The sequence below is a fragment of the Staphylococcus equorum genome, from assembly GCF_001747895.1.
GTDB classification, from domain to species: Bacteria; Bacillota; Bacilli; order Staphylococcales; family Staphylococcaceae; genus Staphylococcus; species Staphylococcus equorum_A.
This window is the reverse complement of sequence record NZ_LNNB01000009.1, coordinates 494,990-508,378: the sequence shown is the minus strand read 5'-3', so window position 1 is coordinate 508,378 and position 13,389 is coordinate 494,990. Positions and strand designations below refer to the sequence as shown.

14 protein-coding genes are annotated in these 13,389 nt (G+C 31.2%); 10 read left to right on the top strand and 4 right to left on the bottom strand.

All coding sequences use genetic code 11. The features are described 5' to 3' along the window. The first annotated feature begins 214 nt into the window (after positions 1-214). Positions 215-583, top strand: coding sequence for a MerR family transcriptional regulator (locus AST02_RS04400; protein WP_002507792.1), 369 nt, complete (start codon positions 215-217; stop codon positions 581-583). Between the two features lie 21 nt (positions 584-604). After that, complete coding sequence (gene glnA, locus AST02_RS04395; protein WP_069815932.1) at positions 605-1,945, top strand: type I glutamate--ammonia ligase; 1,341 nt, start codon at positions 605-607, stop codon at positions 1,943-1,945. Between the two features lie 405 nt (positions 1,946-2,350). Here glnA and AST02_RS04390 read toward each other — a convergent pair whose 3' ends face one another. Beyond that, on the bottom strand, positions 2,351-3,103 hold the full coding sequence (locus AST02_RS04390) for a CPBP family intramembrane glutamic endopeptidase (RefSeq protein ID WP_069815930.1): 753 nt from the start codon (positions 3,101-3,103) through the stop codon (positions 2,351-2,353). Positions 3,104-3,834: 731 nt separating this feature from the next. Here AST02_RS04390 and AST02_RS04385 point away from each other — a divergent pair. After that, positions 3,835-4,032: a hypothetical protein gene (locus tag AST02_RS04385; protein WP_069815928.1), complete on the top strand. Its 198-nt coding sequence runs from the start codon at positions 3,835-3,837 to the stop codon at positions 4,030-4,032. 223 nt (positions 4,033-4,255) lie between these two features. Here AST02_RS04385 and AST02_RS04380 read toward each other — a convergent pair whose 3' ends face one another. Continuing rightward, a complete protein-coding gene (locus tag AST02_RS04380; RefSeq protein WP_069815926.1) occupies positions 4,256-4,447 on the bottom strand; it encodes a hypothetical protein in 192 nt (63 codons plus the stop codon). A 210-nt stretch (positions 4,448-4,657) separates the two neighbouring features. Between AST02_RS04380 and nucI the strand changes: the two genes are divergently transcribed. Then, positions 4,658-5,188 carry a thermonuclease NucI gene (gene nucI / locus AST02_RS04375; RefSeq protein WP_069815924.1) on the top strand — a complete coding sequence of 177 codons (531 nt, stop codon included), beginning with the start codon at positions 4,658-4,660 and terminating at the stop codon, positions 5,186-5,188. A gap of 144 nt (positions 5,189-5,332) precedes the next feature. Here the strand turns inward: nucI and AST02_RS04370 are convergent, their stop codons facing one another. Next, the gene (locus AST02_RS04370) at positions 5,333-6,196 is read right to left on the bottom strand and encodes a hypothetical protein (RefSeq protein WP_069815922.1); all 864 of its coding nucleotides are present in this window, start codon (positions 6,194-6,196) and stop codon (positions 5,333-5,335) included. 264 nt (positions 6,197-6,460) lie between these two features. Here AST02_RS04370 and AST02_RS04365 point away from each other — a divergent pair, with 264 nt between their 5' ends. Together AST02_RS04365 and AST02_RS04360 are read left to right on the top strand one after the other, a co-directional pair. Further along, the gene (locus AST02_RS04365) at positions 6,461-6,916 is read left to right on the top strand and encodes a hypothetical protein (protein WP_069815920.1); all 456 of its coding nucleotides are present in this window, start codon (positions 6,461-6,463) and stop codon (positions 6,914-6,916) included. A gap of 111 nt (positions 6,917-7,027) precedes the next feature. After that, entirely contained in the window at positions 7,028-7,621 is a 594-nt protein-coding gene (locus AST02_RS04360; protein WP_069815918.1) for a hypothetical protein, read from the top strand. Between the two features lie 87 nt (positions 7,622-7,708). Here the strand turns inward: AST02_RS04360 and AST02_RS04355 are convergent, their stop codons facing one another. Continuing rightward, positions 7,709-9,076 (bottom strand): aspartate kinase, encoded by a 1,368-nt coding sequence (locus AST02_RS04355; RefSeq protein WP_069815916.1) that lies wholly within the window; start codon positions 9,074-9,076, stop codon positions 7,709-7,711. Positions 9,077-9,266: 190 nt separating this feature from the next. Between AST02_RS04355 and AST02_RS04350 the strand changes: the two genes are divergently transcribed. From AST02_RS04350 to AST02_RS04335, 4 genes are read left to right on the top strand one after another with little or no spacing between them, the layout of a single operon-like run. Next, positions 9,267-10,547: a homoserine dehydrogenase gene (locus AST02_RS04350; RefSeq protein WP_069815914.1), complete on the top strand. Its 1,281-nt coding sequence runs from the start codon at positions 9,267-9,269 to the stop codon at positions 10,545-10,547. Between the two features lie 5 nt (positions 10,548-10,552). Further along, entirely contained in the window at positions 10,553-11,614 is a 1,062-nt protein-coding gene (gene thrC, locus AST02_RS04345; RefSeq protein ID WP_069815912.1) for a threonine synthase, read from the top strand. Position 11,615: 1 nt separating this feature from the next. Beyond that, positions 11,616-12,536: a homoserine kinase gene (gene thrB, locus AST02_RS04340; RefSeq protein WP_069815910.1), complete on the top strand. Its 921-nt coding sequence runs from the start codon at positions 11,616-11,618 to the stop codon at positions 12,534-12,536. A gap of 44 nt (positions 12,537-12,580) precedes the next feature. Continuing rightward, positions 12,581-13,387 carry a Cof-type HAD-IIB family hydrolase gene (locus AST02_RS04335; RefSeq protein WP_069815908.1) on the top strand — a complete coding sequence of 269 codons (807 nt, stop codon included), beginning with the start codon at positions 12,581-12,583 and terminating at the stop codon, positions 13,385-13,387. Positions 13,388-13,389 lie beyond the last annotated feature (2 nt).

Below are 13,389 nucleotides of genomic sequence, written 5' to 3'. Positions count from 1 at the left end.
ACTTGCTAATGATGTGAATTTAGATAAAATATATGGATTTTTTTGAACAAATTAAAGGAATTTTCTAAAAATTAATATGATTTACAAGTGTTGATAAGACGCACGTTAGTGATACCAAGGGTTCAAAGTATATGTGAGGAAACCTTACATATTTTTGAAATTATTGAAAAATTGTGCTAAATTTAGAACAAGTTCAAAAATAGAGGTGAGGGAATTGAAGTCAAACGATACATTAAGACGCAATATGCCTGTATTCTCTATCAGTGTTGTAACTAAATTGAGTGAATTAACCGCAAGACAAATTCGCTACTATGAAACACATGAACTGATTAAACCACAACGTTCAGAAGGCAATAAGAGGCTCTTTTCATTAAATGATTTGGAACGACTTTTAGAAATTAAAAAACTGATTGAAAAAGGATTTAATATCAAGGGTATTAAGCAAATTCTTAATGAAGAGCAAAGTCATCTTTCTGATGATGAACAAGAAACAAGAAAACAAATGATAGTTGAAGCTACCCAGAAACCACAACGAGAAGCAATACCGATAAATCGTGGTGACTTATCACGTTTTATCAAATAATATTAACGGGGGACATTTACAATGCCAAAACGTACATTTACTAAAGAAGACATTCATAAGTTTGCTAAAGAAGAAAACGTAAGATATTTACGCTTACAATTTACTGATATTTTAGGCATAATTAAAAACGTAGAAGTACCAGTTAGCCAACTAGAAAAAGTATTAGATAATGAAATGATGTTTGATGGTTCTTCAATTGAAGGTTTCGTTCGAATTGAAGAGTCAGATATGTATTTATACCCAGATTTAGATACATGGGTTATCTTCCCATGGACAGCAGGACAAGGAAAAGTTGCTCGACTTATCTGTGATGTTTATAAAACAGATCATACACCATTTGAAGGTGACCCACGTTCAAACTTAAAACGTGTCTTAGAAAATATGAGAGAATTAGGATTCTCAGATTTGAATTTAGGGCCTGAGCCAGAATTCTTCTTATTTAAATTAGATGAAAAAGGTGAACCAACATTAGAATTAAATGATAATGGTGGATACTTTGACCTTGCGCCAACAGATTTAGGTGAAAATTGTCGTCGTGATATTGTATTAGAACTTGAAGACATGGGCTTTGATATTGAAGCGAGTCACCATGAAGTCGCACCAGGTCAACATGAAATCGACTTTAAATATGCAGATGCAATTACAGCTTGTGATAACATTCAAACATTTAAACTTGTTGTAAAAACAATTGCACGTCAACATAATCTACATGCGACGTTCATGCCGAAACCTTTATTCGGTGTTAATGGTAGTGGGATGCACTTTAACATGTCATTATTCAAGGGCAAAGAGAACGCATTCTATGATCCAGATGGCGATATGCAAATGACGAAAGATGCTTATCATTTCATAGCAGGTACTTTGAAAAACGCACGTGGTTTCACAGCTGTATGTAATCCTTTAGTAAACTCATACAAACGTTTAGTTCCAGGTTACGAAGCACCATGTTATATCGCTTGGAGTGGTAAAAACCGTTCACCATTAATCCGTGTACCAACTTCTCGTGGATTATCTACACGTGTTGAAGTACGTTCAGTAGATCCAGCTGCCAATCCATATTTAGCATTAGCAGCACTTTTAGAAGCAGGTTTAGATGGTATTAAAAATAAACTAGAAGTTCCAGAACCAGTTAACCAAAACATTTATGAAATGAATCGCGAAGAACGTGAAGCTGTTGGTATAGAAGATTTACCTTCAACTTTATACACTGCTGTTAAAGCAATGAAAAATAACGCACCAATTAAAGAAGCTTTAGGCAATCATATTTATAATCAATTTATTAACTCTAAATCAATTGAGTGGGATTATTATAGAACACAAGTTTCTGAATGGGAAAGAGAACAATACCTTAAAGAATACTAGGTGCTAAGCAAGAGGGATAATATGAGTAATATCAACAACTCGGGTCATTCTGAATGAATGATCTTGGGTTGTTTTTTTGCGCCGATTTAATGTTAGGAAGTGCTTTGGGTGCAGGTTTCAAAAGAGTTCTTTATTTTGAATGAATTTTTCGAAGTTTTCTTTTGATTTATGCTTCATTTTTTCTGTTACATGACTATACACTTATTCAGTTATACTCATTGTTTTATGACCTAGTCTTTCTTGGATTACATTTCAAAACAATATGATACAGACTTAACATCGTGTGTACAAATCTTCTTTAACGATATTAAAGATAGAAAAGAAAAATAGTGAAAGAATAAAACTTGTACGCATAAGATATACTAGATAAAATTATAGAGGTGTTGAGAAAAAAGAGTGTACAAATTAGTACACTCTTGAAACTTTAATTTTCTTGAATATCATTAAACCTATAAATAGTGCTGGTAAAACAATTAGACAACTCATAAATGCATTTATAATCATATTTATTATATCTAAGTTTGGAGCACTTTTATTTGGTGATAAACTTCCAGAAAAATCAATTAAAGCATGTAGTAAAATCACTGACCAAATATTTTTAGTGACATAGAATATAGCAGAGAACAACACTCCTAAAAAGAAGGCGTAGATTATCTGAGAAATTACTTCTAGATTGTTATCATTAGTAAAAAAATTACCTATATGGGCTAATGCAAATATTAGAGACGAGATAAGAGCAGATTTTAAAGGGGTGTATTTTTTTAATAAATTTTTAAAGATAATCCCTCTGCATAATATTTCTTCAAATGAGCCAATTAATAGATTAGCTACAATAATCAACAATAATGTATAAACACTTGGATTAAATTCAATAATCTCGTTAAGAGTAGTAGCAATTAATATAAAACATATAATTATAGCGTACCAACCATAGAGAATTCCTTTGAAAAATGAATTTATTGTAAACTTAAAAAGATCTAGTGAATTAAGGTATTTCAATATTACAAGTAATATTATTATTAGAAAAGATTCCGCGATAATAGTATTGACAAATTCTGAAAAATGCAAAAAATTCATAGTTAGTTTAAGTAAAATAACTAAAAAAACTGTTAAAATGAAAAAGAATAAAATAGGGTATTTTTTAATTAAATTTTTCATTTAATTCCTCCTTTAATTTAGTATACAAAAAAGAGAGTAAAATTACTATTGAAATGGTTTTCAAAAAGAATATTGTATAAATTTTATAATGAAAATGAGACGAAGATATAGATGAAGTTTTCATGGAAGGTATTAATTGGTGGTTTTAAATTCCAAACTGGATAATCACTATCATAGTTATACCATTTTTAGCCCACTTTATTACTAAAAGTCAGATGAAAAACAAGCATAAAAATGATTTGCAAATACAAAAATTAATTAAATCACAGGATATGTTGTCTAAAGAAGCGACACCTATTAATTATATTACTCATGCAAATCTTAGCTATTTTAATAACATCTTACGTTAAAACATTATTAATAAAGAACAGCCCCAAATAACTCGATTTGAGTTATTTGGGGCTGTTTGTTGAGATAATATAATTGTAATGATACACCTATATTAACCGAATATCGCGTGCACGAAAGGTAATAAATATAATGTAAATAAAGTAAGACATATTCCAAAGTATATAATAAATGCACGCGCTTCTTTTGATTTGAAGAAAATAATCACCTCAATCATTATAAACTGAAACTTAATTTTAAGATAAAAGGATTATCACAGTCAACAAAGAGCATTATAATGCACATTAATATTTGAAGCTATTGTATTATTAATTGTATGTATGATGTATAAGTAGTAATATGTAACTAATAAACATTATTTATCTTGATAAGGGGATGGGAAGATGAACAAGATTAAACTAAGTACATTGAGAGCGGCATCATTAAAAGAATTAGAGAGTAGTATTAATGCATTTTTAGAAGATGATGAAGTGGCAGGTTATCAGTTACTAAATGCTACAGTGCGAGAAGTTGAGGAACGCACATACTCATCGAATGAAGAAGAGTTTAATGCTATACTGACATTCATAAAAAATACTTAAAATAAAAAAGTCGAGTATGAAGTTTTAACTTTTTACTCGACTTTTTTTATTTTGTGAAAAGGATCTATAAAGTAACGACGATAATTTAAGAAAGATGTTAAAACTACTATAATATAGTTATGTAAACTAAAGTGAAAAATTTTATTTCTTATCGTTCTATTGTTAATACGTATTAAAATGATACATAAAAAAACTGCCTGCATTTGATATGCGGCAGTAAAGGTTATTTCTTTTTATATTTCGTTACGACTGCTTGGATAACAAAAACAATGAAACCAATAAGGACACCTAAACAAATCGCTACGACTGCTGATACCATTAACGGTAATTGAAATTGATTTTGTAATATGAGTCCTACAATCACTGCAATAATCACTGCGATGATTGTAATCATATTCTCTTTAAATATACTCAATTTGTTCACTCCTATCTAATGTATTATAGCACGAGTTTATCAGTGATATAAAATAAAATATTATTATTCGTCATTATAATTACGTTGAATATTATAACAGAATTTTGTCATTTGAATTAAAGTATAAAATATTGTGGACTACGCTAACTTGACGACTTAATTGATTTTCTATATGATAATTTGGACAATTCAAAAGAAGTAGGTGCAACTGTGAAATCGACTAAAAAAATGACAATATTGGTTGTTAGTGTGATTGTGTTAGGTGTACTTGCGTTTCAATTTATAAATGGAACAGGGCCTTTTCAAAATAATGGATCAAAATCAAAGTCTGGACCTAACGAAACTGAGGAAGTGCACATTGAACGTGTTGTTGATGGTGATACTTTGGTTGCCAAAGATGACAATAACAGAGAACTGAAGGTTAGACTTATCGGAGTGGACACACCAGAAACAGTTAAACCTGATACTCCAGTTCAACCATACGGTAAAGAAGCTTCTGATTATTCTAAAGCACAATTGACAAACAAAGATGTTTTTTTGGAATATGATAAAGAACAAGAAGATCAATATGGAAGAACATTAGCTTATTTATGGTTAGATAAGCATACAATGTTTAATGAAGAATTAATAAAAAAAGGTTTGGCTAAAGAAAAATATTATGCACCTAATGGTAAATACAGAGACGTATTTGAAAAAGCCGAACAACAAGCAAAAAACAACAATGAGAATATTTGGAGTTAAAGTAATTAACCGCACATGGTTGTACAAAGAATGCATATAAATGCTAAAAGGAATCATGTGACTTTGTGCACAAAATAAAAGGTAGCTACCCATTTTAGGAAGCTACCTTTTTATTTTTGCTACTATTCTTTCTAGTAATATCGATTAATGCATATGATTCACTAATTTATTATATTGTTCTTCAGTTAATGATTCATTTGAAGATGCTAGTGTTTCACCAATCACTTCTTTTAAAGACGATTTTGAAGAGACGGTTTCTGCGTAATCTCCTCTAATTGTTGGTCCATCTATGATATTCACACTACCATCTGTAAAATAAACAAGTCCTATACTCTTGATTTGACGTTTTAAGTGTTCATTTATTTTATCTTCTAATACTTTGGCATTTTGAGAAGATTGTTCATATGGATCATAATTATAAAATTCAAAAATCACTGAGTTATTTTTGATACGTTCTATAAATGTATAACTTGTTTTTCGTGTTGTTTGAAATTGTGAATGATATTGATTCGCAATGTAGCGACCGACAGTTTGATTTACTGTGTCTTCATTATTAGATAAAGATTCTAAGTTAGGGTCTACATTAAAATGGTAGAACGTTTTTTGTTTCCAATTTTTAACATTAATGTTGAAGAGCCCTTTATCAGTTATCACGATATAATCGAATGTTCTTGCATATTCAAATAACGGATGTTTTACTGCAAGATTACTTGTAGCAATGATGTCATAAAACTTAATCTTAGCGTCTGTTTTGTATTGTGATAAAATTTCATTTAAATCCTGTTTGGCTTTTCTTAATCCATGATGATATGTATCGTTATTTGCATCAATATCTAACATCTGATTTTTTAAGTATGTGTTTTCACTCGTAACCATACTGATTTTATTAACTAATTGATTCTTAGAATATATTTCAGTATCAAGCTTATGTTTCATAAGGTGATGATTTATAAATACAATAATAATTAATAGAACAATTATTATAAGTAAAATAGAAATTAAAAACATGTGTATCATCCTAATCTTAATTTAATTTTTAACAAGGTTTATTTTACGCCTTTCTTTAAAGTAGTACAAATTGTATTTATTAAATTGTTATAAAAAATACAATAAAATCATTATTAATAACAATTGTAATGATTTGTGCGATTAATTCTATAATAAAAGTTAACAAAGTGAACGTTTGAACAATGATTTATAGTTTTACTTATGACTATAAATAGATATAATAAATTATGCGCAATATAAATAGTGTAGATGGAGGACGACAATTTGAGTGCTATTAAAAGTTATCTCGAGCAAATTACTGAGAAGATCAATGAAAATGAAATTATCGCATTTGATAATCATCCTGCTGCTTATAAAATAATTGATCAATTATTTTATAATGGAATTAAAATCTCAGTGATTAGTTATTCTACGGATATTATTAAATATGTAGCTAAACATACAAATTTTAATATTATATTATCAAATGGTGTGGTTAGCAGTGAATATCATATTATAGTAGGTACAGATGTTGCCCAAACATTTTCAAAATATCGTATTAGTCGGTATTTTGCTGCTATGCCTTATATGGCAGATAATTCATTATATCAGACTATACCTGAAGTAGCTGAAATTCAAGTTGCGCTAATACAAAGTGCTGATCAATTTTTGCTTATTAATAGACCTGAATTTTTAAATACCAGATTAGCACATGATTTTATACATATAGGTGATTTTTAAAATTAAATGTGTTTTATTTCACATTTTCATGTTTTATACATTGAAAAACGCTTCTACAAATTATATAATGAATATTATTGGAAACGCTTACTTTGAATAGGAGGTGCTCATTTGCCAGATACTAAAAATAATAATATTAAACAAATTGTAGAGACGCTAAATGAAAATGTAGCTAGTTTATTTAAATATAACGGTGAAGTTGCTAAACAATTATTTTTGCATGATAAATTTAATTTAAATGGAAAAGTAGACATAAGTGTTGAAAGAAAATTTTTAGGGGAAGTTTTAAAATATATACCTAAAACATTTAAATCTGTGCTATATGATGGCACATCCTCAACGTCAGATTTCACGAAAATTGATTTTCCTAAAGTGACACACGCTAATATCTTTGATAACGAAGATATCATCATGACGATTATTGTTTATGATGTAGAAGATGAAGATTGGATGTTTAGATGGAATCATAATATTAGGATGCCTGAGAAACATATTTATTTCCATTCAATCAAATGGGATGTAGATTATGTTAAACCAGAAATCGTCTTGATGTATGAATTGTTGGATCCTATCGATTATCATCAAATTCCTAATTATAGAAGTGTCATTGATTCATTAAGTTATTATCAATTCGTTATCTTACGCTTAGTTGTTGGAGATGAACGTATTAACCAAGCATTAATTTCAGAAAAGAAAGCAATATAAAATCCTTCAAATCAGAATGTCAGTCTTTTAACTAAAGCACATTTGATTTGAAGGATTTCTTTATTTAATATTTATGAATGCATCGTGTTAGATTTTTAAACATTGATCATTATAGCAGTATTCATATGTTGATTTAACCGCTTTTTCTGCATCTGTTACATCTATACCGAACATGATAGATATTTCCGAAGCACCTTGGTTCATCATTTTTAAATTTATATTAGCTTCGGCAAGCGCATGCGTTATTGTATTGGCTGTGCCGACAATTCTATGCATACCTTCACCTACGATCATGAGTACAGCTAAATCGTGCTCTACACTCAACTCATCAACATCACAACGTTCACGAATATCGTTTAAGACTTGCTCTTCTCTATGTTGAATTTCTTTTGAACGCATTATGATACTGATACTGTCTATACCTGAAGGCATGTGATCGAATGAAATCTCATAATCTTCAAGTACACCTAATATTTTACGTGTAAAACCAACTTGTCTATTCATTAAGTATTTTTTGATGTTCAGTACTGTGAAGTCTTTGTCACAACTAATACCACTGACAACGTTATTAGAGTTTATTTCTCTATCATGACGAATATATGTCCCTATATCATTAGGTCTATTCGTATTTTTAATGACGACAGGAATTCTATCTTTATGCAATGGCTGCAGTGCTTCATCATGGAAGACACCAAAGCCGGCGTATGAAAGTTCACGCATTTCTCTATAAGTAATTTCATCAATCACTTCAGGATCTTTTACTATAGAAGGATTGGCTCTGAAAATACCAGATACATCTGTAAAGTTTTCATATATATCTGCTCTAACACCTCTAGCGACAATTGCTCCAGTAATATCAGAACCGCCACGTGGGAATGTAACAATGTAATTTTGTCTTGAAAGGCCAAAGAAACCGGGAATAATTAATTTTTCATCATATTCTCTTAATTTATACAATGTTTCATAAGATTGATCTAAGATTTGGGCATTTTGGGGTAAATCTGTAACAGTTATGCCAGCATCTCCGGGCGAAATATAACGGGTAGGGATACCTTGACTGTTATTATACTCAGCGATCAATTGAGCATTAAAGTTTTCTCCACAAGATAATAAAGCATCTAACAAACGAGAAGGTTTGTCTTTTAATGTAGCAATGTAAGATTCTAGTGTTTGATCAATCGTAGATAGTAATGTATCACTCATATGTAATTCATGAATAATATCGGCATAGCGCTGAATGATTTCTTCTTTTTTAGAAACATAGTCTAAACGATCAATTACTTTTTCGTATAGACGAATTAATAAATCAGTTGTTTTCACATCTTCTTTATGTCGTTTCCCTGGTGCAGAAACAATAGTGATTTTTCTATCTTCGTCCGAATTAACAATATTTAATACTTTCTTTATTTGTTCTGCATTAGAAACAGAACTTCCTCCAAATTTTGAAACTTTCATAGTGACATACAACCTTTCTAAAAAATCAGAAAATTTTGTTTAGTTTTTATCACGAGAGTGATAGGATAGATATACGATTTAGATTTTCAAGCTTTACAAAAATAATGAATGAATTTATACTATACCATATTCAAGTATTTTTCAACTGTACAATTGTATTTTTTAGAAGAACAATCGGAGGAATGAATTTATGAAGGAATTAAATGTAGCCCTGCTCGGTTTAGGTACTGTAGGTTCAGGTGTAGTAAAAATTATTGAAGAGAATAGAGAACAAATTAAAGAAACAATGAACAAAGATATTAATATTAGACATATCTTGGTACGCGACAAGAGTCGTTCAAGACCTATAAATGTTTCGAAGTATCATTTGACGGAAGACATTGATGAAATATTAAATGATGATTCAATTGATATCGTCGTAGAAGTCATGGGTGGTATTGAACCAACAGTAGATTGGTTGAAACGTGCTTTAAGCGAGAAAAAACATGTTATTACAGCAAATAAGGATTTATTGGCAGTTCACTTGAATGTATTAGAAGAATTAGCTCAAAAAAATGATGTAGCTTTAAAATATGAAGCAAGTGTTGCAGGTGGTATACCAATCGTCAATGCGATAAATAACGGTTTAAATGCAAATAATATCAGTAAATTCATGGGTATTTTAAATGGAACATCAAACTTTATTTTAAGTAAAATGACACAAGAAGAAACATCATTTAAAGATGCTTTAGACGAAGCGCAAAGATTAGGTTTTGCTGAAGCAGATCCTACTGATGATGTTGAAGGCATCGATGCAGCAAGAAAAGTAGTAATTACGTCTTATTTATCATTTAACCAAGTCATCAATTTAGCTGATGTAGATAGACATGGTATTAGTGACGTTGAACTTTCAGATATTAAAGTAGCCGATGAATTAGGCTATAAAATCAAATTAATTGGTAAAGGTACATATGAAAATAGCCAAGTACAAGCTTCTGTAGCGCCAACACTAGTTAATAAATCGCATCAATTAGCTTCAGTTGAAGATGAATTCAATGCAATTTATGTTATCGGTGATGCTGTCGGTGAAACAATGTTCTATGGTAAAGGTGCAGGTAGTTTAGCTACAGGTAGTGCTGTAGTAAGTGACTTATTGAATGTCACATTAAATTTTGAAACGAATTTGCATACATTACCACCACACTTTGAATTGAAAACTGCAGAAACAAAAGAAATGATGGATGACGAGGATACAATTTCGTTTAAAGATAAAGAAAGTTATTACTTAGTAGTCCAAACAGATGGTGAAGAAATAAACAAAGTTGAAACTCAAATTAAAAGTATATTACCTTTCCATAAATCATTATCAGTATCAGAGCGTGATGCGCATACTGTAGGTATAGTCATCGTTGGTATCGATGAAGCACCAGAGACCTCTATTACAGAGTCAGGTTATATTGTTAAGAAAATTTATCCAGTAGAAGGGGTTTAATATTTATGAAAAGATGGCAAGGATTAGTAGAAGAATTTAAATCATATTTACCCGTAAATGAAGCAACACCACAGTTAACATTAAATGAAGGACATACCCCTTTAATTTACTGTGAGAACATGTCAGAGATGCTTGATATTGAATTACATGTGAAGTATGAAGGTGCAAATCCAACAGGTTCGTTTAAAGATAGAGGTATGGTTATGGCTATGGCCAAAGCAAAAGAAGAAGGCAAAAAAATAGTGATTTGTGCTTCTACAGGTAATACATCAGCATCAGCTGCAGCATACGCTGCACGTGCTGGTTTAAAAGCAATCGTTGTAATACCAGAAGGGAAAATTGCTTTAGGCAAATTATCTCAAGCTGTTATGTATGGTGCTGAAATTGTTTCAATAGAAGGCAATTTCGATGAAGCTTTAGAAATTGTTCAAGAAGTTGCTAAAAATGGTGAAATTGCACTTGTAAATTCAGTGAATCCATACCGTATTGAAGGTCAAAAAACAGGTGCCTTTGAAGTAATTCAACAATTGGACGGTGCTGCACCCGATATTTTATCTATACCAGTAGGTAATGCTGGAAACATTTCGGCTTATTGGAAAGGTTTTAAAGAATATCACGACAAGCATGATACGCAATTACCTAACATGTACGGATTCCAAGCTGAAGGTGCTTCGCCAATTGTACAAAACAAAGTAGTGAAGGATCCTGATACAGTTGCAACAGCAATTAGAATAGGGAACCCTGCAAGTTGGGATAAAGCGACAAATGCATTGAATGAATCTAATGGATTAGTCGACAGTGTAACTGATGAAGAAATCTTAGAAGCATATCAACTTATGGCACGAAAAGAAGGTGTCTTTAGTGAACCTGCAAGTAATGCTTCAATCGCGGGATTAATTAAACTACACCGTTCTGGAAAACTACCAAAAGGTAAAAAGGTAGTAGCCGTATTAACAGGTAATGGCTTAAAAGATCCTGACACTGCAATTTCTTTATTAGATAACCCTATTAAACCTTTACCAAATGATAGAAAGAGTATTCTAGACTACATCAAAGGAGCACTATAGCATGAGCGATAGGTTATATTTAAAAATTCCGGCATCTACTGCAAATTTAGGTGTCGGTTTTGATTCTATAGGAATGGCTTTAAATAAATTTTTATATTTAGATGTGAAAGTAAGTAAGAATAATGTTTGGACATTTAACCATAACGGCCCAAATGTTGAAGGATTACCAACTGATGACAGTCACTATATTTTCCAAGTTGCTCAAAAGGTTGCGCGTAAGTATAACGTTACTTTACCCAACTTAGATATAGAAATGAGAAGTGAAATTCCATTAGCGAGAGGATTAGGTTCTTCAGCCTCTGCATTGGTAGGTGCGCTTTATATTGCTAACTATTTTGGTGACATAGAATTGTCTAAGTATGAATTGCTTCAACTTGCTACAGAATTTGAAGGGCATCCTGATAATGTCGCACCTACGATATATGGTGGTTTAGTACTCGGGTATTATAATCCAGATACAAAGGTTACAGATGTGTCTTATATTGATACACCGAAAGTAGATATTATTATCACAATTCCATCATATGAATTGAAGACAACTGACTCAAGAAATGCGTTGCCTGATACTTTTTCACACAAAAAAGCGGTTCAAAACAGTGCAATAAGTAATACGATGATTAGTGCACTCATACAGCATAATTATGAACTTGCTGGCAAGATGATGGAGCAAGATGGCTTCCATGAACCTTATAGACAGCATTTAATACCTGAGTTCCAATCGATTAAAGCGATTGCTAAACAATACCAAGCCTATGCGACAGTAATAAGTGGTGCAGGGCCTACAGTATTAAATTTAATTGCACCTGAACGTAGTGGTGAGTTGGTAAGAGAATTAAAGCATGAATTTGAAAGTTGCCGATCTGAACTTGTTACAATCAACGAATCTGGTGTAGAAACTAAAGTATTGTACCAACATCTTTAATTTGGTGTAGTATAGAAAGAAGATGTTGAAAGGAGATAGGCAACATGAGTAAATATAAAGTAATAGTAATGGATATGGACGATACGTTGATGAATGCTGAAAATAAAGTCAGCCCTGAGACAGAATCTTATTTAATTGAGATACAAAAACAAGGGTATAAAGTTATTTTAGCTTCAGGTCGTCCAACTGAAGGTATGCTACCCACTGCGAAATTGTTAGAGTTAGATCGACATAATAGTTATGTGATTAGTTACAATGGTGGTCAAACAATCAATGTTCGTGATGAAGCGGTTGAAGTGAGCCGAGCAATAACGAAAGAAAATTTTGATTTAATTGTAGATTTTTGTAGAAAACATGAATTGTTTGTTTTAACTTATCAAGATGGTCACATCATATATGAAGGTGAACACGAATACATGAACATTGAATCAGAGCTTACTGGTTTACCAATGAAGCATGTAGTTGATATAAAGGCGTATATTCAATCAGATGTGCCTAAAATTATGGGCGTTGATTATGTTTCTAAAGTTTCAGCTATTAACACTGAATTAGATGGCAGTTTCAATGAAGCTGTAGATGTTACAACAAGCAAACCTTACTTTTTAGAATTTATGACAAAAGACGTATCTAAAGGAAATGCAATTATTGCTCTATGTGAGAAATTGGATATAGATATAGCACAAGTCGTCGCATTTGGTGATAGTTCTAACGATATATCAATGCTTGAAGTTGTAGGCTATGCAGTAGCTATGGACAACGCAAATGACGCTGTGAAGGCTGTAGCTGATGAAATTACTTTAAGTAATATTGATAATGGCATTCCACATACGTTACAAAAAATAATAAAATAGGC